The organism is Pseudonocardia kongjuensis, assembly GCF_039526905.1.
GTDB classification, from domain to species: Bacteria; Actinomycetota; Actinomycetes; order Mycobacteriales; family Pseudonocardiaceae; genus Pseudonocardia; species Pseudonocardia kongjuensis.
Genome location: NZ_BAAAJK010000046.1, coordinates 49,287 through 72,013 on the forward strand (window position 1 = coordinate 49,287; position 22,727 = coordinate 72,013).

The 22,727-nt window shown below is 66.4% G+C and carries 10 protein-coding genes and 1 pseudogene; 2 read left to right on the top strand and 9 right to left on the bottom strand.

Features of this window, described 5'->3' with window-relative positions; all coding sequences use genetic code 11:
- Positions 1-127: 127 nt before the first annotated feature.
- Positions 128-4,507 (top strand): MobF family relaxase, encoded by a 4,380-nt coding sequence (gene mobF, locus ABD160_RS27465; protein ID WP_344027610.1) that lies wholly within the window; start codon positions 128-130, stop codon positions 4,505-4,507.
- On the opposite strand, the gene ABD160_RS27470 is transcribed toward mobF, so the two are convergent.
- From ABD160_RS27470 to ABD160_RS27485, 4 genes are all read right to left on the bottom strand, one after another.
- Complete coding sequence (locus ABD160_RS27470) at positions 4,486-5,154, bottom strand: hypothetical protein (RefSeq protein WP_344027612.1); 669 nt, start codon at positions 5,152-5,154, stop codon at positions 4,486-4,488. The two genes, mobF and ABD160_RS27470, sit on opposite strands and share 22 nt — an antisense overlap.
- A gap of 61 nt (positions 5,155-5,215) precedes the next feature.
- On the bottom strand, positions 5,216-8,623 hold the full coding sequence (locus tag ABD160_RS27475) for a Swt1 family HEPN domain-containing protein (protein ID WP_344027614.1): 3,408 nt from the start codon (positions 8,621-8,623) through the stop codon (positions 5,216-5,218).
- Entirely contained in the window at positions 8,604-10,529 is a 1,926-nt protein-coding gene (locus ABD160_RS27480; protein ID WP_344027616.1) for a GmrSD restriction endonuclease domain-containing protein, read from the bottom strand. Before ABD160_RS27480 ends, ABD160_RS27475 begins: the two co-directional genes overlap by 20 nt.
- A 4-nt stretch (positions 10,530-10,533) precedes the next feature.
- Positions 10,534-12,585 carry a DUF1156 domain-containing protein gene (locus ABD160_RS27485; RefSeq protein ID WP_344027618.1) on the bottom strand — a complete coding sequence of 684 codons (2,052 nt, stop codon included), beginning with the start codon at positions 12,583-12,585 and terminating at the stop codon, positions 10,534-10,536.
- A 108-nt stretch (positions 12,586-12,693) separates the two neighbouring features.
- Between ABD160_RS27485 and ABD160_RS27490 the strand changes: the two genes are divergently transcribed.
- Complete coding sequence (locus ABD160_RS27490) at positions 12,694-13,131, top strand: hypothetical protein (protein WP_344027620.1); 438 nt, start codon at positions 12,694-12,696, stop codon at positions 13,129-13,131.
- On the opposite strand, the pseudogene ABD160_RS33420 reads toward ABD160_RS27490, so the two are convergent.
- The 5 genes and pseudogenes from ABD160_RS33420 to ABD160_RS27510 form a co-directional block, all read right to left on the bottom strand.
- Positions 13,129-13,329: pseudogene (locus tag ABD160_RS33420) on the bottom strand (DUF1156 domain-containing protein); the annotation flags it as partial. The gene ABD160_RS27490 and the pseudogene ABD160_RS33420 overlap by 3 nt on opposite strands.
- On the bottom strand, positions 13,326-16,787 hold the full coding sequence (locus ABD160_RS27495; RefSeq protein ID WP_344027623.1) for a helicase-related protein: 3,462 nt from the start codon (positions 16,785-16,787) through the stop codon (positions 13,326-13,328). The pseudogene ABD160_RS33420 and the gene ABD160_RS27495, both read right to left, overlap by 4 nt.
- Before the next feature lie 132 nt (positions 16,788-16,919).
- Positions 16,920-17,825: a DUF6308 family protein gene (locus ABD160_RS27500; RefSeq protein WP_344027625.1), complete on the bottom strand. Its 906-nt coding sequence runs from the start codon at positions 17,823-17,825 to the stop codon at positions 16,920-16,922.
- A 514-nt stretch (positions 17,826-18,339) separates the two neighbouring features.
- Positions 18,340-19,341 (bottom strand): GIY-YIG nuclease family protein, encoded by a 1,002-nt coding sequence (locus tag ABD160_RS27505; protein WP_344027627.1) that lies wholly within the window; start codon positions 19,339-19,341, stop codon positions 18,340-18,342.
- A 208-nt stretch (positions 19,342-19,549) separates the two neighbouring features.
- Positions 19,550-22,318 (bottom strand): DEAD/DEAH box helicase, encoded by a 2,769-nt coding sequence (locus tag ABD160_RS27510; protein ID WP_344027630.1) that lies wholly within the window; start codon positions 22,316-22,318, stop codon positions 19,550-19,552.
- Positions 22,319-22,727: the final 409 nt, after the last annotated feature.

The following is a 22,727-nucleotide window of genomic DNA, read 5'->3' on the forward strand; positions in this document are numbered from 1 at the left end:
GATCAAAGCCATCACACCCTTGCATCACGATCCGCGGGGCCGGGCCGGCCTCCGGCCTCCCGGCAACCCCCACCCCCGCCGCCGAGCACTGGGCAGTCCGCCCCGTGGCCGTCGCGAGGTGGTCGCGGTGCTAAGGATCGTCAACGGCTACAGCCCGGAGTACCTGTTGAAGGAGGTCGCCACCGGGCGGGAGAACTACTACACCGGCGCCGTCGCCGAGGGCGAGCCGCCGGGCCGCTGGTGGGGTGCCGGGGCGGAGAAGCTCGGCCTGCACGGCCTGGTCGAGGCCCAGGACATGCGCGCGGTCTACGAGCGGTTCCTCGACCCCCGGGACACTGCGTTCGGTGACCCGTCCCGGTGGGACACCGCTGGAACGCTGGGACACACCGGACGCAAGTACCTGTCCGAGGAGCAGATCTACGCCGCCGCGCTGGAACGCGAGCCGGACGCCTCACCGGAACGTCGCGCCCAGCTCCGGACCGAGGCCGGACAGAAGGCTCGGCACAACGTCGCGTTCTACGACGCCACGTTCTCCGTGCAGAAGTCGGTGACGCTGCTGCACACCGCGTTCGAGGCCCGCGAGGTCGCCGCCCGCCAGGCCGGGGACGAGGACACCGCCGTGGCGTGGGGCGAGTTCCGCAAGGCGGTCGAGGACGCGATCTGGGCCGGGAACAACGCCGCCTTGGAGCTGCTGCAGGACAAGGCCGGCTACACCCGGGTCGGGCACCACGGCGGCGCCGCCGGCCGCTACGCCGACGCCCACGAGTTCACCGTGGCGTCGTTCTTCCAGCACGACTCCCGCGACCGGGACCCGCAGCTGCACATCCACAACACGATCCTCAACCGCGTCGAGGGCCCGGACGGGATCTGGCGCACCGTCGACGGACGGAGCCTGCACCGCTGGCGCCCGGCCGCGGCCGCGGTGGCCGAGCGCACGACCGAGGAGCGGATCACGGCGTCGCTCGGACTGGTGATGGCGACCCGCCCGGACGGCAAGGCCCGCGAGGTCGTCGGCGTCTCGGAGCAGGCGATGAGCCTGATCTCGACGCGGCGGCACAAGGTGACCGCGAAGACCGCCGAGCTGGTCGAGGCGTTTGAGACCCGCTACGGGCACGCCCCGAACGGCTACCAGCTCGAACGCCTTGCCCAGCAGGCCACCCTCGCCACCCGCGCTCGCAAGTCCCACGAGGGCGAGACCCGCGGCGACCTGCTGGACCGGGTCGCGGCTCGGATGGACGCCGAGATCGCCGGTGGCCTGGCCGGGATCGCCGACGCCGCCCTGGCCGCCCGCCCGGGCGAGGTCGCGCCGATGCAGTGGTCCCCGGCCGAGGTCGTCTCCGTCGCGCTCGCCGAGGTCCAGAACTCCCGGACCGTGTGGACCCGCCCAGATCTCATCCGGGGGCTGAACAGCGCGCTGCCCGACCACCTCGGGATCAGCGACGGCGCGCAGATCGCGAAGCTGCTCGACATCCTCGCCGACGAGGCCATGAGCGCCGACCTGGCCAGCGTGCAGACCCAGCGCCCCGCGACCGACGTCCTCCCTGATGAGTACAAGCTCGCCAACGGCGACTCCGCATTCGAAGCCCCCGGCGCCACTCTCTACGCGACGACCGGACACGTGCACACCGAGCGGATCCTCGCCGGAGCCGCAGGCCGCCACGACGGCGAGCGCTTGCCCAACACCGTGATCGACCGGTTCCTGACCGGACTGGCCGCCGACGGCACCCGCCTCGGCGCCGCGCAGGAGGCCGCCGTCCGCGGCGTCCTCGGCTCCGGAGCGCGGGTCGAGAGCATCGTCGGCCCGCCCGGGACGGGGAAATCGTTCACCGTCGGGATGATGGCCCGCGCCTGGACCGACCCCGACATCACCGGCGGTGGCCCGCCGCGGCGGGTGTTCGGGCTCGCCACTGCCCAGGCAGCGACGACGGTGCTGGCCGAGCAGGGCCTCACCGCGCGCAACATCGCCGCCTGGCTCGCCACCCAGGACCGGCTCACCGCCGGCCGCCCGCGCGACGACACGGATCTGGGGTTCCGACTAGACGCCGGGGACATCGTGGTGGTGGACGAGTCGGCGATGACCGACACCCCCGCACTAGCCGCCATCCACCAGCATGTGGACGCGGCGGGGGCGAAGCTTCTGCTGGTCGGGGACCCGCGCCAGCTCGCCGCGATCGGCGCCGGCGGCGGGATGGACCTGATCTCGCGGGCGGGCGGGGCGCGCTACGAGCTCAACGAGGCCCGCCGCTTCACCCACGCCTGGGAACGCGAGGCATCCCTGCGGCTGCGCGAAGGCGATGCCACGGTGCTCGACGATTACCACCGGCACGGCCGTCTGGTCGACTGCGGTCCGCGGGAGGCGGCGGAGGCGTCGGCGGCGCGGGCGTGGCTGGCCGACACCCTGGCCGGGAAGGCGTCGCTGCTGCTGGTCGACACCAACGACCAGGCCGACCGCCTGTCCTCCGAGCTACGCGCGCAGCTTGTCGACCTCGGCCTGGTCGCCGAGCACGGTGTGCGGCTGGGCCGCACCGGTGCCTACGCCGGGGTCGGTGACGTCGTGGAGGCTCGCGCGATCGGGCACGACCTGGCCGGGTACGAGGGCAACACCCGCGCCCCGCACACCCGCGAACGCTTCCGCGTCCTCGCGGTCCGCGACGACGGCGGCCTGGACGTCACCACCGACCTCACCCGTGGTGGTGAGGGTGTGGGGGAGCGGATGGTGCTCTCGGCGCGTTTCGTCGCCGACGACATCGCCCTCGGCTACGCCGGGACTCGCTACTGCGGTCAGGGCGCCACCGTGCAGACCAGCCACTCGGTGATCACCGACCGCACCGACCACGCCGCCGCCCTGGTCGGCCTGACCCGCGGCGGTGACGCCAACACCGCCTACGTCGCCACCGTCACCGAGCTGCCCGACGCCGCGGACGGCGGCAACCGCCACCAGCTGCACCGCTCGCCGAAGGCCGTCCTGACGACGGCGCTGGAGTTGGCTGAGCCCGACCGGTCCGCGCTCGCCGTCGCTGAGGAGTCCGCGGACTGGGCCGGATCGGTGGCGACGGCGGCCGAGTTGTTCGCCGACGCCGCGCATCAGGCGTCGGTCCGCCGCACCAGCGCGTGGCTGGACCGGCTCACCGACACCGGAGCTTTGACTGTCGAGCAGCGGGGCCAGCTCGCCGCAGAGGACGCCTCGACCTCGCTGACCCGGCCGCTGCGCCGGGCCGAGGTCTCCGGCGCCGACCCCTACACCGTTCTGCGCGAGACGATCGTCGGTCAGCGGTTGACGGGGTCGCGGAACCTAACCAACGTGATCCACGCCCGGATGCGCGACCGGCAACGGTTCGAACCGCAGGTCGGCACGTGGGCCGACCGGATCCCGCAGCTTGACGACCCGCAGATGGCCCGCTACCTGGATCGGCTCGCCGAGCACCTGGACCGGCGCACCGCCGACCTGGGCGCGGAGGCCGCCGCTGAGCCGCCGCGCTGGGCCGTCGACATCCTGGGCCAGGTCCCCGACCGAGACGACGCCGAGGCCCGCGCCGAGTGGGAACGCAAGGCCGGTGCCGTCGCGGCCTGCCGTGCGCTGACCGGACATGAGGACATCGACGACGCCGAGTCCGGCCCGGCCGAGGCGCTCGAAGTCCTCGGTGCCGCGCCGAAGCCGGGGATGGTCGAGCACCACGCCGCCTACTGCGCGGGGTGGGAGGCGTTGGGTCGGCCGCGGGCGGATCGGGAGGAGTTCGAGCTGTCCGACGGCGCGTTGCGGATGCGGGTGCGGGCCTACGAGCGGCAGCAGGCGTGGGCGCCCCGCTACGTCGCCAACGAACTCGCTGGGACTCGCCAGGCCGCCGAGCACCACTGTGGCGCCGCCACCCTGTACCGCGCCGAAGCCGACGCCGCCACGGACCCGGCCCGCGCCGCCGAGCTGCACGAGGCCGCCGACGGCGCCGCTGCGCTCGCCGCCGAGCTGGACCGGCGCACCAGCGAGCTGGAGGAGGTCGAGGCCGCTCGCGGCCGCTGGCTCCTGCGCACCGCCATCGATCGGGACAAGCACGACCGCGCGGTGATCGCGCTCGCGCACCGCAACAGCGACCGCGACGCTCCCGACCAGCGAGTCACCGCCGACGAGTGGCTCACCGCCCACGACGAGGCGATGCGGGCCGAGGACGAGCACCGCCCGATCACTGAGCGCGACCTCGACAACGACGCGGCCGACGAGCCCCAGACGCTCGACGAAGGCCCGATCCTGGAAACCGCGGTCCCCGACCTGCGCGAGACCGCCGCGACCGAGCTGCGGGAACGGCACGAGGACGACGTCCGAGTGCCGACCACCGCCGAGTCCGAGGACGCGGTCACCCGCGCCCGCCGGGCCCTGGACGAGATCCAGGCCCAGGAGGTCTACGAGGCCGGCCTCGACACCCCCGAGGCCCGCGACGTCGACCAAATCCGCGACGACCCGTACGCCGACGAGTTCGAGGACGGCGAGGACGACTACGCCGACCGCTGGGGCTGACCCGGATCGGTCACGATCGCCTCGACGACAGCCCGCCACAGCGGCCACCCTTGCGGCGGCTCGTCGTCGGGGCGCACCGGCCACGCCATGTGATAGCCGCCGTCCTCCATGTCGAGGTACGCCTCGGCAATCTCCACAGCCGACCATGCCCGCGGGGACCGCCACAGCTCCAACGCCGCGGCCACCGGCGCCGGCAACCGGCCACCCGGGATCCGCTGCGCCGGACCCCACGACGCCTCCACGACCGGACAGCCATCCGCGCGGGTCCCGGTCTGCACCAGCTCGGCCGGGTTCCACCGCACGACGTGCATACCGACCCTCGGCACGTCGGCCACGACGAGCCCCGTCGGTAGCATCTCGCCGGGGTGCTGCAATGCGATATGTAGGTCCGCATGCTCCCAGGCCAGCACCAGTCGCGACGCGTTCACGAACGACGCGACGAGGCCGAAGGTCTCGACGGCCCTGTGCGCGTCGTTGCCCGGATAGAACGGCCGCGCGCGGACGTAGCCCGCGTACGGCTGGCGCCCCAGGTCCCCGCAAAACACGTGCATGGTCAGTGGCGGGACGAAACCGCCCTCGGCCAGCATCGCGTCGGTGGTCGCGACCACGAGGCTCTCCAGCTCGTCCACCACATCGCTCTCTGTCATGTGCCAAGCATGCAGGTGACCCCTGACATTCTGGTGCGTTCCGAGGACAAGCGTACGAGTTTCAGCTCTGTTCAAATCCAGAGTCAGAGAACTTTAGGACTGTTGCATTCTCCCGGATCGTCCGCATCTTGGATTCGTCGAAGCCACCGGGAGCGCGCGCGCTGATTTCTACTCGAACTTCCAATTCGACGTCGGCGACAGCGGCAAGTTGCGCTATGATCTCTTGCGCGATCTTGGCGAAGTCGCCCGCATATCGTTCCGAACTGAGTTCTTTAGCTCCAAAGTATCGAGTCATGGGAGTTGGATTCGAAGTGAGGTGAGGGCCTGACGGGCCATCGCCAGCTGTACTGGAACTAGTGGGGATCGAAGTACGGTCCGTCGTTTCAGGCCGTCCTGTAGCCGCGATCGTATCGTGAGGCTCTCCTGTCGCAGTTGCGGCCGCGCGACGAGCATGGTCGTCGCGCAGTTGCGCCACTGCCCGGGCTGGCTGCACTATCAGCAACGAATCCGTGATCTCGGGTGGGCGTGATTCTGTGCCGGGAATCACGAGACCTGTGTAGCGCTCGCCGTCCCAGCCCGTGGCAACCGCAAAGCCCGTCTGTTCCCAGAAAAGTTCGCTATCCACCACGGATGCGATCCCGTCGGCAAGGACTGAGCGGTCGCGCAATCGTGCCAGGTATGGGTACGTCGTGTAGTAGCCCCAGAGCTCCCCGAAAGAGATATGCCCCAGCTTGTCCCAGGCAGGACGAAGCGGGCCGTCCAGGTCGAGGCGGATAACATTCGCTGCTCGCTGAAGAGACAGGTCGTCGCCCGCGCGCAACTTGGCCGCCGTTCGCTCGGCGACGTCATCCGTCGTCCCATCGGCCTTAACGGGCCTGATGGTGACCGGCTGTTCCTGCGGCAGGAGTGCCCAATGGAACGTGGCCGGCAGCCGGTCCTTGACGGTCTGGTCGGCACGGTCTCGCCGATCCTCAGCTTGGGCGCGTTGCGCAGCGGTCAGGCCGAGAGCTTTGTCAGCGTTGTCTCGAACGTACTTCCACGCCAGGTACTGCCGAATGGACTCGTCGAGCTCCCGGTATCGAGCCGCATCGGCGGCCAGGAAGACGACCATGTTCTGGTGTACTCGGGCGGAGGAGCCGCGCCGTTGAGCGACGTTCAGAGCCCAGACTGCGGCGGGTGACTCGTCCTTCTGCTTGCGGTCGTACGTCTCCTTGCACGGTACGATCACCAACCGCACGTCCGGGGTGTCGGGAACGTCGGCCGAACTGTCCGGCGTCACGTGCACCGCAGCGAAACCACGTGGAGAGTTTTTCTTGATCGGGTCCAGCCTGCGCTTGACCTCAGCCCACACGTCCTCGGGATGCAGGCGCTCGGCGTAGTCGCGAGCAGTCCGGGTGGTGTTGGCCTGGGTGTCGTACCAGTAGGCGGCCCCAGAGCTGTAGAAGTAGGTCGCCCGGTTGGCCAGGTGGTTGAGGGCGGAGTGAAAGTTGCCGGGCACGTCGCCAGGGAGCGCGGTGCCGAGGAAGAGCCGCGCTCGGTCAAGACCTTTGTGAGCTGTGCTAAGAGTCGGGGTCGCACCCATGAAGACGGTTCGGGCGAGTCGCTGGGTGGTGTGGCGGGCCCCGAGCAACGGCTGTTCGTTGTCTACCTGAGCCGGGGCGGAGGTGGGGCCGTCCACGTCGGCATCGACGATTGGCTTCCATCTGTCGTCGAGGTACTGGGAGATTTCAGTCAGCACTTGGTCGGTATCCAGCGGGACGGAGCTGGGCATGATGAGCGGGGCCGTATCGCCCTCACGCCACAGCTGGCCGACGACCGTGTTCATCAGGCGCAGCACACCGCGAGTGCGTTGGAAGCGGTCGAGCGTGGACCAGTCTTCGTAGAGACGGTCGAAAAGCTCCGGGTGCACGGGGTAGGAACGTCGGATGCGATCACCGTAGGCCGAGTCCGAGACGGAATTGGGAAAGTCTCCAGAATGCTTGCGGTAGAAGGCGATCATGGCATCGGCTGTTGCCGAGATCTGGCCGAGCTGTGTGCCGTCCGGAGTGGCAAACAACCGACGTCGCACGATCTCGAAGCTCTCGTCCGCGCTGGCCGCCCGCCATTGGTCTGCTGTCCGACGCACCACGTTCTGAAGACGTCGAAGTGCCTCCCGGCCATTGTCGCCGCCCACTTCCTCGTCGCTCACCCCGTCGGCGCCCTCCGTTGTCGCCGCGTCGGAGGAAGCCGGAATAGAGATCACTACGAGGACACCGGGGACGGCCTTCGCAGTCTCGGTGAGGGACTGGGCGAAGGTGAACTGCGTGTCAAAGCTGCCGCCCGCGAGGTCGTCGCGGCCGTAGAGCCCGCGCGCGTAGGCAACCCACTCGTCGATGAGGATGACGGCGGGGCCGTAGCGGGCGAAAAGCTCGCGCAGGGCCTCGCCAGGGTTGGTCGAGGTGCGATCGGCGTCTGCGACAAGCGCGAAGCCGTCTCGGCCGCCGAGCTGCCAAGCGAGCTCGCCCCAAAGCGTGCGGATTGTGGTGCCGTCGGCCTTGGGCTGGAGACCCGACGGAGCGATCTGGTTGCCCACAAGAGCCACTCGCCGAACGGAGCTGGGGAGCTCCTGGCCTGACAGGAGATCTTGGAGCTCCTGCGGATAGTCGACGAGTGGGCGTCCTGAGGCGAGATGCCACAGCGACAACATCGAGTGAGTCTTGCCGCCACCGAAGTTTGTCTGCAGGTTGATGACCGGCGAGGCATTGAGATCCCCAGCGAGGCGGCGAGTCGCCCGCTTGATCAGGTCCTTGAGGCCTGCCGTGAGGTAGGTCCGGCGGAAGAACTCGATGGGGTCGGTGTACTCGGCGTCGCCCTCGCCGCGAGCGACCATCGCGAGATCAGCGGCGAACTCGGCGGCGTGGAAGTTACCACTGGCTACGTCATCGTGCGGGCGTAGAACTTCGCGCCAGGGGGCGAGCCCATTTGACCGAAGGTCCGAAGAGCTCCCGTTGCGGACTGCCTTGCGGTCCTCCTGCTCGGCCGACAATCGCCGGAGGTCGACGCGCTGACGCTTAACTTCTTCGGCCTGCTTAGGGGCCCCCGCTGCTCGGAGCAACCGTTCGACCGAGTCGAGCGCTCGGTAGGCGTCGTCCGACGTGAACGATGCGTTGTGCGCCCAGCTGTTCCTGGTCTCGCGGAGCTCGCTTGCCAGGGACTGTTCGGAGCGGGAGAGATGAGCGTTGAACGGGTACCACCCGTCCTTCACCGCTCCGGTGACGTTCTCGCTGAGCATTCGAAGGCTGCACTGCGGATCGAGTCGGCTGTAGGTGCCGGGTCGCCCACCTCGTTGAGCGTCCTTGGCGGCCAGCACGAGAGTCCAGTCCGAACCGTCGGCGAGCTCAGGAGCGAGCACACGCGTGATGAACTCGTCGAGCCCGACCGCCAACTGCTCGAAAGCCTGGCCTACACGGTCACGGTTGCTCAGTGCCATAGTTCAAGGCCTCCTCGTCCGCGGTGGTCTCGTCTGCGCCGTCCTCGACATCGTCGGGCTCCTCGGCGAACTGGTCTGGCGTCTCGAATCCGCCGACGAGCTCGTCGGCCTCGACGTCGCGCTGGGCGGGCTTCCCCATTGCTTCTTCGACGAGCTCGAGGAGCGCCCGGCGCCGGCGCAGGAAGTAAGACTCGAAGTCGGCGGCACGGAGCGTCGCCGGGTCGATCAGATGGGCGGCGACAACACCGTCCAACTCCTCCGGCGTTAGCCCGGCGGTCTTCTCAAGCTTCGGCATGTAGGACGCCGGCGACGCGCCGCCCACCATCTGGTTCGTCTTCCGCGCCAGCGGCGTCTTGTTCACGATGCTCTCGCGCATCCAGCTCTCGACGTTGTTCGTGATGCACCACTTCCGCGGGAACACGTGATGGATGTCCACCCGGAGCGCAACGAACTGGTTGTGTTCGAAGGTCTTCTGGAAACGCCAGTCCTTGCAGCCGCGCGCCATCAGAAGCGCGTGGATTCCCTTGTAGGCGGCGGACTGTCGAGAGCGAAGCGTCAACAGACGCGACTCGGTAAAGCTGGCTCCTGCGACGGTGCTCGGGATGCCCCGGTCTCGTTCTCCAGCCGTCGCACCTACTCCGGCCAAGGCCCACGACGGAACCTGATCGAGATCGCGGGCGAAGCGAGTCTCGGTTGCGCCTCCGTACTGCTCGCCCAGCACACCGCTCCAGTACCAGCGGCGGAGACGTGCTCGGACTGCGTACACGTCCGCCTCCTCTCCGAGGACGACGCGCATCGCGGCCAACGGAATGAGCTGGGTCTGGTACGGCACGTCATCCTGCCGGTGGATGTGCTCGTCGTGCAGAAACTGTGCGACCCACACCAGAGCCTGTCGAACTGGCTCGGCCCACCGCAGGTAGTCGATGAGGTCGAGCTTAAGAATGTCTTCCTTGCGGGCATACGTCGCGCCAGGCCCGTGGCTGGTGGCTAGAAGCGTCACCGCTTGTAGAAATGCTGTGCTGTCGAACTTCCTCAACACAGGGTGCGCGTCGATTACGGCTTGAGTGAGGGCCCAGTCGTCGTTCAAGCGGAAGTCGACGCCGTGCTCGGCGTAATACCGCGCGTCGCCCGCGAAAATCGATGTGAGCAGCTCAAAAACGTTGAGCGGCAGGCCGCCGGTGTTGACCTTCTCGAAGACAGTGGCGACGGCCGCTTTCGTCGTCGTCTTGTCCAGCTCGATCGCGGGAATCTCGTAACTCTGCAGCGGGGTGAGCACCTCGCCTTGGAACCGCTGAATCAGCGTAGTCCGCTCTGCGAGATCACCTGTGGCCGACGGGAACTTCCACAGCCAGTCCAGCAGGTTCGGCTGATCATAGACAAGCCGAAACGGAAACAGGCCGTGCACGCGCTCGAGCTCCGGTGTGGACACGTCGAGCGTGACGTCCCGGCCGAAGTTGGTCCGCTCGATCCCGTCGCCGGGCAGTATGCGGAGGGCGTCGTCGAGGCGCAGCGGATCGACGATCGCACGCTCGATGTCGATGTAGAAGCGACGTCGAACCTGCTTCTTCCGGACATCCTCGGTGTCGACCACGCCGTCACCGGTGAGGGATTGAACGAGCGACGTGAGCCGCTGCTGGCCGTCGAGCAGCAGGTGCTCCGGCGCAGCCACAGCTGCGCTTGCAGGAGATCCTTCAAGCGGCTTGGGTTTGAATCTGACCTGATCGTTTCCCGTCTGCAGCAGCATGATCACGCCGAGCGGGTGGCCAAGAGTGATGGTGGCGAGGAGCGCACGGATGCGCTCCTCGTCCCACTTGTAACCACGCTGGAAATCCGGAAGCTGAATTCGTCCGTTGTTAGCCCGATCCAGTAAGGTCGATAATTTATGCTGCGGAGTCAAGAAGCCCACGATTCTATCCCCCCGTGTAGTCGAACGATTCTTGCTGAGCTACAGCGCCCGCACCAGCTACGATATCATTCCAGGCCGTGCCTAGCGCGTTAAACTCAATGGCTACCTTCGCGCGTTTCGCATCTTCGGCAAGGGCGAAAAGTAGAAATGCGAGCTCCTTGCAAAGGTCGCGGTCGATAGACTCCGGGACTCGGGACAATAGTGCAGACGCTGCGACGATGCCGCTGTCCGTCAGCGTGCGGGAGAGATGCATGACAACCTCCCATGTGCTAATCGAGTTGTCAGTCCCCGGGTCCCACTCAGGATCGATCTGCGAGGGGGGTAGCATTGTGACCTTGCCGCGAGTACCTCTCAGGCTGAGGATTCCAGCTCGTTCGAGATGCTCAAGTGAGGCATTGCGTGCTCGGGCAAGGTTGTCAGCGTCACCGAAATCTCCCGTATCAAATCCATGTTGGCGGAACCAAGCAAGTGCGAAGCGGGTGTCTGCGTCGAAGTCGCCCTCTTGTTCGGAGAGTACTTCGTCCAACACTTCGTTGATCATCGACAATGCTGCGCGCACGCGCATCGGCTGGCCGTCATCGTTGAGAACGACCGAGTGACGAGAGAAAATTGCCATGCCGGGTCCAATCGCGGCCTGCGGCAAGTCAACTGGTGCAATTGCGCCCTGCTGCAGCTCGCGCATCGCATCTGGGAGCTCTGCCTTTAGTGCCCCCAGGAACCCCCGTCGAGTAGTTCGAGCTGCTCCTTCTGGGCGTGGCCGGAGGGTCAGAACGATCGAGGAGGCGAGAGCATTACTGTCGACATCGCGCATCCTACCGCCACGCTCGCTGCGCATGGGCCAAGTAGCTGTGATCGCCCATCCCGAGTTCATCATTCCTTCTAGGAATGTCTCCCAGCCGGTTGATGCCTCGCCCTGGTTAGTGGTTTCAGCCTGCTTGAACGCATAGAACACAGAGATTGGGTAGTCTTCCAGCGTAGTCTGACGAGCTCGTTGGAATACTTCATTGAATCCTGATTCGAAGAATCTGTGAGCGCCGTCTTTGCCCCCATGCCGGAAAGGGTTAGCAACGAGTTCCTCCGACTTGGGGACGAGCAGAGTCGACAACAGGGAGGGATAGACATTGCGCAGCGACCGACGAAGCCAGATGTAAAAGTAGTCAGAAAGATCTGAGTAGCCGATGTTGTCGTAGTACGGAGGGTCCGTTGAGATCAGCTGACCGGCGGCCGGGGACTTCGTCGCGTTCTCTTGGCGGGCATTCCCGGGTGATCTCTCGGAACTGAGGTGATCGAGAACCCGCGCGACCCACCCCGCACTCGACGTTAGCTCGCAGGGGCCTTTAGTCCACACGTTTCCCTCGGCAAAGTCCCACACCATCGATATAGCTTGCCGAGCAAAAGTGTCCGACACGCTCTCTTTTGACGGTGCAGAGTTCCATCGACATAGAGATGAGTTAGTCGACGCAAGGCGACTTACTGCGAAGCCGAGGTATATTGACACCGCGTCAGCGTAGGCTTCAGCGCCAGCACCGCCTTGTTCAAGTGAGAGTCCCTTCTGGCGTCCAGCTACGCGGGCGTCTAGGGCGACCTTGTCGCGGACTTCGCTAACTAGGTCACTATAGGTGGTCAAAGCCACAAGCTGTCTTGCTGTAAAGAGGTCGGCATATCGCTTGAAGCCGTATGCTTGAACGCGGAAGCCGAGCGCCTCTGCAGGCAGAGGCCCATCTGGCGAATCTTGTGGAGGAGCGAGTGCGGCTGCAGTGCGGTGTTCCTCATTAGGCTCAAGGTAATGACGCGTACGGTTTCCCTGGGCAACAATGGCGATCAGGTCGAAGCCGATTCGACCGTTGCGACCTTCGGAGCGCACGTACTTGAGATCCACGGATGCGCTGCAGCCAACACAGCGTGCCCCCGTCCGTCCGACAGTTCCGTCCTCCTCGGCGGATGGTGGCAGATCCTTGGAGCCGTGTCCGATACGATAAGTTACTCTTCCGTCGGTGACGCTCGGTATCACCCACGACTCTTTGCCCTTCTTCTTGCCGAGCCACCACGAACGCACGAGCGGCATTCTAATTCCGCAGGCGGGGTTCGGGCAGGCAACCGTACGGGCCCATATCCAAGCGACAACGGGTGCGCTGGCGCCAGTAGGTAGCGTTGCGTCGGGGTAATGCCGTCCTATGCGGCGATGCGCTTCATTGCTCATCCACTGGGCGTAGAATCGAACGTCGTCTGCAAGTCCGGTGGAGTGTGGCCAGGTCCCGGTGCGGACGTGGGCGGCCCCCGGGTTCACGGGTGGAAGCTTAGTGAACTTGGGAGGGATCTCGATCAGCGACTTGTTGATAAGAACAGCGACTGGATTGAGATCACTTGCTGCGGCAGCAAGTCCGAGGCGTTGGGCTTCAAGTGGAATGGTTCCGCCGCCAGCGAAAGGGTCGAGGATCGCCGGGGGGTCGCCGCCGGTCGCATCAAGTATCTCTTGATGAAGCTGTCGAAACAGATCCTCATCGCCAGAATTCTCCCAAGTGACCATGCGCTCGATGAGACTATGCAGGCGCTTCCGCTCGGCGGCGACATCTGTCTCGCTGGGGAATCGATCTGGATGTGAGGAGGGGTCATCGACCAGCTGTGAAAAGAGTACTGCTCGAGCCGCGGCAAGGGGTCTGCGTGCCCACCAGAGGTGTAAAGTGGAGGGGTGTCCGTGCCGAATTGACTTCTCACGAGCAGATTCGCGGTTGATGACCTCTAATGGGAGTGCCACTTCGATAAGTTTCCGCTTCGGGTGCGGTGTTGAGGCGCTAGTCATTGCGGTGGTCCCCCTTGATTCCACATGGCTTTCCAATCTCCGCGGATGCCAGTGGCGGTGAAGCCGCCTAGATCCGTGCTGCGGAACGGGTTGATGAGGTAGCACAGCTCGTCTTGCTCGGGCCCGTCTTGGCTGACGGAAACGAGCGCGAGGCGGTGGTTGTCGCCTGCGTTCTTGCCGAATAACACTTCGTTGTAAGTCACGAAGAAGTCGTCTGCTCCCGCCATACGGCCCTTCACCTCGATGAAGATGGTCGGTTGTCCCGGTGCGGTGGAGCGGATGTCGTAGCCGGGGTTGTTGTGGGGCATCTCCTCGGCGTCTCGGCCGAGGGCCTTCTCTGCGGCGAGGACAGCGTCGACGGCGCGTCGTTCGCTGATGGTCGTGTTCACTGGATGCTGGCCGTCAGGTGTCGACACCAGCCCAGCCGGAATGATCAAGGCCGCGCCAACGACGGTCGGGGCCTTTGCCGCGAGTTGGGCTTCGGCTGTCAGTGCCGCGGTGCGGATGTCGAGGCGCGCCTCTAGTTCGCGCGCTCTCGACTCCAGCCGATCTGGACTTTGCCGGATCTTGCCGCCTTTACCTGCAGCGATGTCGTCGCGGATGCGAGCTGCTTCGCTATAGTGCCAGTTGGTCTGCTGCAGGAGGCGCTGGCGGACGGCCGCTGTGGTCTTCTCTAGCAGGGGCAGCATTCGCGCTCGGACCTGTTCCAGATGCTCGGGTTGTTGATCGGTAACAGCCCACGTGGTGGCAAGTGACTCGACACCATCGGTGAGCCACGGCTGTGCCAAGACCTTCTTCGCTGTGGCGTGCGCGCGGGCTGGGAGCGGCTCCGCATCAAGATAGGGCGCCGGGCCGGCTGTCGATGCGCGTCCGTCGGGCGTAAGGGTGACGAAGGCGAATCGCTTGCTGACCACTCGGCCCGTCCCGTCGACGATCTCCCCGGTCAACGCAACGACGAGCCGAGGGACGGTGCCGAGATCGTGGGGATCGAAGAGTACGGCGCCCCGGTCCAGCGCTGAGCGGTGCGCTTCAACTGTGGCATCGAGGACTGTGTCCATCAACGGGTGCCCGGGTGCCAGCAGCTCTGCTCGTTTGCCGAAGCCCTCGACATGGCTCGGCTCGAAGGTCACGCGCTCGTACCGGGTCGTAAGTGGGGTGCGAGAGCCGGGCCGCTGCCTGGCGCGCAGGGTCGCCGGAACGTTGCTGATCTGGTGGCGCCCTACCTCACGCCGCGAGATCCGGCCGCCGAGACGGGTGAACGCGTCGCGGAAGAACAGCTCGACGTAGTGAGGCTGCAATCTTCGAGCAGCCGCCTCGTCCATTTCCTTGCGCAGCCGTTCGAGCTCGTGGGGACTGAGCGCCTCCTGGGCCAGCGCTCGCTCGATGAGCAGCTCGGTGAGCCCGTTGGAGACCTCGGCGTCGACGACCTCAAACATCTCCTCCCGGCGTTCCGGGTCGTCGCCGTATCGGATGGCCTTCATCAGTAGCTCGCGGAGGGACGTCTCGGTAAACGCGTCGCCCAGGACGTCGAACAGCCGCCCTCCGTAGGCCTTGCGCTGCTCCTCCATCTTCGTCAGCAGCCTAGTGAAGACCTGCCCCTCCCGCGTGTCCTCGGCAACTAGGTTCCAGAGCCGGCAAACGTTCTTCTGCCCGATGCGGTGGATGCGTCCGAAGCGTTGCTCCAGCCGGTTGGGGTTCCACGGCAGATCGTAGTTGATCATAAGGTGGGCGGCCTGCAGGTTCATGCCCTCGCCCGCCGCGTCGGTAGCCACCAGCACCGCGCGCGCCGGGTCGTGCGTGAACTCCTCTCGAGCACGTCGGCGGTCGTCGCGTTTGGTGCCCCCGTGGATGACGAGGACCCCGTCGTCGCGGCCGATGACGTTGCGGATCTGCTCAGCGAGGTAGTTCAGCGTGTCCTTATGCTCGGTGAACACGATCAGCTTGCGTGGAGTTCCGTCGGGTGCCCGAAGAATCTCTTCGTCGAGGAGCAGCCTGCGCAGCTCTGCCCACTTCCGGTCCTGCCCCGAGTCCCGGACTTCTGTAGCGAGTGCGACGAGGTCGTCGAGCTGTGAGATCTCGTAGGCGAGCTCGACAGCCGACTGGGCCGCGGTCGCTGCATCGACGACGTTTTCCTCGAGAGCCTCGGCCTGCTCGGCGTCAAGCTCGTCGGACTCAAAATCCTCGATCTCGGTGACACGCACCCTGTAGGTGACCTGCTCGTCGAGACTGGACGGCTGCGTCGCGTTGAGCATCTCCTGGCGCTTGGCTTGAAGACGATCTCGGCGGCGCTCAAGAGAGCGAAGGATCGCATGAGTGCTGGACGCGAGCCGGCGCTGGAGGACGGTGAGAGCGAAACCCACTGTCCGGACACGTCCGGCGTCCAGGGACTCCGCGCGATTCATCTCCTCGCGCACGTACTGCGTGACCCGCTCGTACAGGGCCTTCTCGCCCCCCGAGAGCTCGTAGGGGACCGTCTCGGCGATCCGCTCGGGAAACAGCGGACGGCCCTCGAAGGTGAGGAGGTCCTCTTTCACCATGCGCCGCATCAGCCCGGTGGTGTCCGTAGAGTGCTCGCCGTCGCGATAGCGTCCCTCGAAGCGGTCCGGGTCGAGGAGGGCGAGGAAGAGCTGGTAGTTCTCCTCGCTACCTGCGTGCGGTGTAGCCGTCATCAGAAGCAGGTGGCGGGCGACGGTGCCAAGCTCCTGACCGAGTTCGTATCGCTTGGTGGTCCGTAGCTCGCCCGTCCACCACCGGGCTGACATCCGGTGAGCCTCGTCGACGACGACCAGGTCCCACTCGCTCGTGGCCAGATGCGCTCGCAGGGGTTCCGAGCGGGCGAGCTGGTCCATCCGCGCGATCAACAGCGGGTGCCGGGTGAACGGGTTGCCGTCCGCGGCGCTGGCAGCCATGTCAGGGGAGAGGATCTCGGCGTCGATCCCGAACTTCGCCGCCAGCTCGTCCTGCCACTGTTCGACTAAGCTTCCGGGCGCCACGATCAGCATCCTGGCTAGGTCCCCGCGGAGCATGAGCTCCTTGGCGTACAGGCCGGCCATGATGGTCTTTCCCGCGCCGGGGTCGTCGGCGAGGAGAAACCGCAGAGGGGTCTTCGGCAGCAGCTCCCCGTAGACGGCCCGGATCTGGTGCGGTAGCGGACTCACGTCGGACGAGGACACGGCGAGCATCGGATCATGAAGGCCCGCCATGCGGATGCGTAGCGCCTCGGCGGCCAGCCGAAACTCGGCTCCGTCGGCGTCGAAGCTCCATCGGCTGCCGGGCTGCTCGACGGTGAGCCGTGCGAGATCGGCCGGATACAGCAACTGAGTGCTCGGCACGCCCGAGCTGTCCTGGAAGACCAGATTGATCGTGTCAGGGCCGTGCGGGATGGCCGCGAGCACAGAAACAGGACGCGGACGTAGCCCGTGCACCGTGACGCCGGCGGTCAGGTCCTCAGCGCGCACTGGACTCGATGACGAAGACGGAGGAGCCACGTACGGACAGTAGTGGAGCGCTTGTTGGCGAGAACGACGCACGGCACGTTCGGGTGTCCGACTGGCTCGGACTAAGGCGGGACCTCGACATGTTCATGTCCGTCACCCGTCGAGCAAGAGGCTGTCTGTCTGCCTGGTCTGCTTCCCCGTAGTCCAGATTAGGATGTCGAACGTTCTGATCACGCTGATTTGGTAAGGCAACTCTGCATGATCGCGAATGTCGGTCAGCTCATGTGCCAGCCGGCAGTCGTCCTCACGCAAGGCATGTAACAGATCGCGCCAGTACCCGACGCCGGGGTGGTTGAGCTCCGCCAGCACGATCTTGTCGCGGATCGGTACCAGCCGAGGCCGCTTGCGCGCTAACAGCTTCGAGGCGATGACAGGGCCGACACTCGGGAGCAGCCTGAGTTCCCTCCAAAGGCACGAAAGAGGAGATCTGTCGCCGATCTCGCTCTCGGTGGCGTCGATCAGATCGAGGTCAGTCGGGACTTCCCTCAGCAACGAGCCCATGACGTCTTGGCTGCGGCGTCCGAGCAGCTCGATTGCCGCCTGCGCCGAGACACGAACGTTCAGCATCGACACTGCGACGATGTCCTCAGTCGTGAACTCGTGTGCAACCTCGGGCCGGTCACCGCCGCCAGCGAAGGAGTCGAAATGGGAACCCGTGAACTGAGGGCGGTCGGAGGAGGCCCCGGCGAAGTAGGAGCGGAGGCACTCGACAGCTCGGAGATGGTCACTGAGCAGTCGGGGGAGCCGAAGAGTTCTGATGGGGGGTGGTTCTGCCTCCAGCGTCGCCGGAAGTCCGAGGTGCTTGCGGTGTTCCTGCATCATCCACAGCGCTGCACGCGGCTCCAGCGTGAGCGTCCGGCGTGTGGCGATGCAGTTCTCGCACGCGGTCCAGCACATGGAGTTTCGTCCGGAGCCGGACGTGACGACATGCAAGCCCGATGTCGCCTTGCATGCATAGCAAAGCGTTCCCAACGGGCAGGTCTCCGCCACGTCGCCCATCACGCCACGGTAGCCGAGTCGCGACGTAGCGCAGCAGCCCCGTGGGCATGTCGCAGTTGCCGCAGTTGCGAAGCCTCCTGGCGTGCGCGGGCTCCGTCTGCCATAGGCAGCGCTCGTCGTACTGCTGGAGTGACTTCGAGGTGATCTTGCCGCACAGTAGCAATCGGTCCGCGGGCGAGAGCGTGACACGAGATGTGACGCGAAACGGTGGCTATGGCTGATGCTCGGAGCACTCGGCGCGGGTAGTGGCGAAGGCTCGTCGCAGGTAGAGGCACGGTGATGTGTCTCGCACGCGCTTTACACCCGAGCGGTCGCAGGTTCGAACCCTGCCGCGCCCACGCTGTAACGTCTCAGGGCATCGACATAGGACCGACCTGTTTCGACGTCACGCGTTCGTCCTGGTGTATGGCGGTTTGGTCGTTCGACGACAACTCGGGCCGTGCGTTCACCCGCTCAGCTCGGGACGAGAACGCCTCATCCTGTCTGTCGTTCGCGACGTAAGACCCCAGGGTGCTCATTCCGGGAGCGGTTCGACCAGCTCGTCAGCCAATCCGAGGTTGTGCCATCGCCACTGCAACGTAGGACCCTTTCGCATGAGGTTCAGGTTGAGTGAGCGGGCAGCGTCGATGACGCCCAGGCCAGCTGGTTCGGTGAGAAGGTCCGAGAACGCCTGTTGGTCACGGACGGAGATCCTGGTGACGTCTCCGCCGCCGGCCTCGTAATCTGCAACTTCGACGTCCAGCCAGGACCGGCGGGGATGAGCGAACGCCCTGATGGAGCCGTAGGTCTCCACCAGTCTCGACGTGTGGCAGTTGAGGAACCCCCACATCGCGTCCGGCTCATGTTTGTGCCATCCGATCACAAATGTCTCCATCGAATTCACCGACACTCCGACCAGTCGAGGCCAGGTTGACCGGTTGGTGGACGGCATGGCACTCGCCGACCAGAAGGTCATCTCAGTGGCGCGGGGGCGCGGGACCGCCCGCTGCACGTATCGACGGACGAGCTCGATGGCCGCCGGCCCGAGCGGATGCGTTCGTAACGCCTCGTTCTTCGCTTGGCCCGCCGCCCGCCGGATCGGAACCTCGATTCGTTCGGGGGCGTCCGGAAGGTCGGCGTCGTCGTTCAGCCACGAGTGCTGCTCGGCCGGAGTGACGACGATGTCGAGATCGCTCCCCGATTCGTGGGCGGTGCTCGTGAGGACGTGCCTCTGGTTCCTCAATCGCACTCCGTTTCGCACGTGCGTCCTGATCACGCTCTGTTCGATCGTGTCGAGGTCGCCGTGCGGAATACGGGCGAACTGGATACTCACGATGTCGCCGGTCGTGTGCAGGTGGCTCCCGAAGCGCGTGACTACATTGACCGACTGACCGACGTACCGGTCGTCGTCGGCGAAAGTCAGGACGTAAACGCCCCGCCGGCCCTTGCCCCGTGGGAACAGGTGTGCGACCGAGTGGAGGTTCCCCACGGGGTGGGACTCGAACTGCAGAGCGCCGCTGCTGGCAGTGGCAGGCATCTGGTTCCCTTCTCCGAGCTAGTGAGAGACCGTGCTAAATGAGTGATCCGACCTGGAGTCGTTCGATGCGCGGCTGGCCGACGCCTCGGTCGTGTCTGAGAGGCGCACAGGCGGATGAGGACCGGCGGTGGGACGCTTCCATCGGCGCGAGTCCCGCTGGCGGGCGCGCACCGTGCCGAGCCAGCGGCGGAGGTCACCTCGCCCGGCGTCATGTCCCGGTCCTCTGCCCACGGATCATCGACCGGGGCCGCCGCCGTGGCGGCAAGTCACACGAGCGGCAGACCGAGCGGGCCGAGGAGATCGTCTCCTGACGGATCCGTAGACGCCCGCAGCCGCATCGAACCCCGAGCTGTCCCGAGCCCGTGTCGCCGATCCCGTTCCGGCGGCGGGTGATGCGCAGGACCGCGGCGGCGAGGTCCGGATGATCCATTCGCAGAACCGTTCCCGGAGCGGGGCCGAGCAGCGCGCCGGTCGACGTCCACACGACGCCGTCGACGACGGCGAGCGACTCCCGGACCGGCGAGCAGGGTCGGAGGATCACGTCGGTACGAACGAGCCCGCTGAGCCCGGGCGGTACGTCGCCGTCGCCGTGCGGCTGGTACCAGATGGTGACGCTGCATCCGCGATCTGCAGCATTCTGCAGAGACGCGGTGAGCAGACGGACCCGGGCGGTGTCGACGAGTTCGCTCCAGATCTCGACGACCGAGACGGCGCTGTCGATGTCGTCCTGCAGCCGTTCCATGTCCGGCTGATCCAGGTCGTGTCCGGCGATGAGATCGAGTGGGTCGAGGAAATCGCACTCCGCCAGCGCCGTCCGGAAGAAGTGTCCGACGGTGTCCTGATTCGTGCGGAGCCGGTGGATCCGGTCGAGATCGGCGACGACGATTAGCCGTTCACGGGCTCGGCTCATCGCAACGTTCACCAGGCGGGCTCCGTCCGACGTCATGGGCTCGCCGAACCAGGGGTGCAGCTTCAGATCGCCCTGGGGCGCTTCCACGGCGTCGAAGATGACGACGTCGCGCTCGCCACCTTGGAAACGGTGCACCGTCGAGGCGAGGCCACGGCCCTCGTCGTCGCCGACGATCGCCTCGAGCAGCTTCGCCTGCGGTGCGTACGGGGTGACCAGTCCGGGGTCTGTGCCTGCGAGTTCGTGGTCGGCGACCATGATCGCGCTGATCATTGCGTGAACGAGGTTGTACCGCGATGCCTGACCGCCGCGCCGTGCCACGCGCGAGCGCAAGACGCTCGTGTCCACGCAGATGATCGGCGCGGACGGCCGGAGGTCTGATCGCGGCGGGCGGCGGCGCACGTTGTCGGCGGTACGCAGCCGGCTCTCGGGATAGAAGCCGTCACTGATCGCCTCGGCCAGCGCCGGGGGCATCCGGTGCTGCTCGGTCAGCGCCACGAGGTTCGACGGCGGTCGGCGGTGAGAGACCGAGCCAGCTACCCCCGAGGCTTCGAACGAGCTGTTCCGCAACCACGACGCCGCTCGTGACGTGTCGGCGACGACGACGGGGGGCAACTGGCGGAAGTCACCCGCGACGACGGTGTGGCCGCTGCCCGCGCCGGCAGCGATCATGCTGAGGGACGCGGGCAGCATGCTCGCCTCGTCGATGACGACGGTGTCGAATGCCAATCCGCTCAGCGTGGGAAGCAACAGCTGGTGTGCGGTGGCGGCCACCATGAGCGCGTCCTCACACACCTGACGCCTGACGTCCGCGAGCAGTCTCGTTAGTGCTCGGGCCATCGCCTGCTGTTCGGCGAGATCGACCTGGAGCTGATCGTAGGCCCGGTCGAGGTCACGACCGTTGCGCTCGTACTTGCGCAGTCGGGAGCGAACCTCTCGGATCCGGTCGTTGACGCGTGCAAGATCGGCTGCGACCGGCTCACCGCGGTGCTCGGCGATCTCGTCGACGAGCACCGGTCCACCTGCGCGTGCGACCAGGCGGGTGTCCGTCGGCTGGCCGACCCGGACGACGCTCCCCTGAGGGGTCGGGCCCATCCGACCGAGGGCTGCCTGCAACGCGATGTCGACCGCGGTGTTCGTGGGAGCGGTGAGCAGTACCCGTCGGCCGCGGCGGTGCAGTTCCGCCAACAGGACCGACAGCGTCGTGGTTTTGCCGGTGCCAGGCGGACCCCAGAGCCAGGTGACGCCGTCGCCGAGGCCGTGGTCGACGGCGAGCCCTTGGGCCTTGTTCAGCGAACGCCACCTTCGTCCACCGGTCACCGACCGAGCAGGATCGGGGGCGGGTGTCACGATTGCCAGCGCGGCGTCGGTGTCGAAACCCGGTGCGCCGCCGGCCAGTTCGTTGAGGCGCCTGCTCTGCGTCGACAGGAGCCACGACAGATCGCAACGAAGCGTCGCCGAATCCGGGGTCGGAGCATCGTTGGAGAGCGCAAGGGTGACCGCCGAACCGAAGACGGAGATCACGTCGACCTCGACGGACTCGCCAGGTCGGACGACCAGCGTCGCCGCAGTACCTTCGCGGGCATTGACCTCGGCGTCGGCCTCGAACCTCATCACCGTGCGGGTCGCGCCGGTCGCGATGACGTGGCCTGCTCGGAGCGCGACGTCGGTCTGGGTTCGCTGCCGTGAGACCGCCGCGAGCTCGTCGGAGAGTGCGCCGATCGCCTCCCGCGCAGCGGCCGTCCAGTCCTCCGAGACACGAGGGGCCGGCAGCTCGACCTGGCGGGTCAGATCGAGCTTGGCGCGCAGCGCATCGATTCTCCTCCGTCCGGCGGTACTCAGCCCACGGTCGTTCGACGGGCGGCTCATGGAGCGGGTAGGGGTGGACGGGTCCGGCCGGGACGTTCCTGCGGGAGAGACGCCGATCGGCGCCGCCCAGCCCCGCGGAACCCACTGGTCGTCGACCAGATCGGCCAGGCCGTGCTCCTGACAGACCTGCCAGATCGTCCCCAGATCCGCCCGCCCCTGCCCGTGCTGCTCAAGGGCGGCCGTCAAGGCGTCCTGGGTCACCGGGCCTTCTCGGAGGACCCGCTTCAGAGCTTCGACCAACTTCATGCTCGAGGTCCGATGAGGAACGGCCGGTCGACGCCGTAGCCGACGACGTACCTGCTCTGGTGCAACCGCATCACTGCGCTCCCGCTCGACCTGGCCCGCCCGACACGGCCCGTGCGCCCATTCATCGCGGCAGGTGGAGCAGCGTTAGACGACCCGATGGGCGATCAACGAAATTGATGACTACCTCCACATGTCGTAGGGGGCGGCAGCCGAGGGGGTCGCTGCTGGCATTGCGAGCAGCGGAGGTGGTGGGTCGAGGCGCGGAAGGTTTTCATAGCCCGGGACAGATCGGCGGCTGGCTTCTGGGGCGGCTCCGCAGATCGGAGCAGGTCGCCCGGATCCTGGGGTGGTGTGGAGGGCCGGG

What these genes read in the sequence shown, in the direction of transcription:
- ABD160_RS27490 (WP_344027620.1), top strand. Translation starts at nt 12,694, where the DNA reads ATGCCGTCCTATGCGGCGATGCGCTTCATTGCTCATCCACTGGGCGTA.
- ABD160_RS27475 (WP_344027614.1), bottom strand. Translation starts at nt 8,623, where the DNA reads ATGGCACTGAGCAACCGTGACCGTGTAGGCCAGGCTTTCGAGCAGTTG.
- ABD160_RS27470 (WP_344027612.1), bottom strand. Translation starts at nt 5,154, where the DNA reads ATGACAGAGAGCGATGTGGTGGACGAGCTGGAGAGCCTCGTGGTCGCG.
- ABD160_RS27500 (WP_344027625.1), bottom strand. Translation starts at nt 17,825, where the DNA reads ATGGGCGACGTGGCGGAGACCTGCCCGTTGGGAACGCTTTGCTATGCA.
- ABD160_RS27505 (WP_344027627.1), bottom strand. Translation starts at nt 19,341, where the DNA reads ATGCCTGCCACTGCCAGCAGCGGCGCTCTGCAGTTCGAGTCCCACCCC.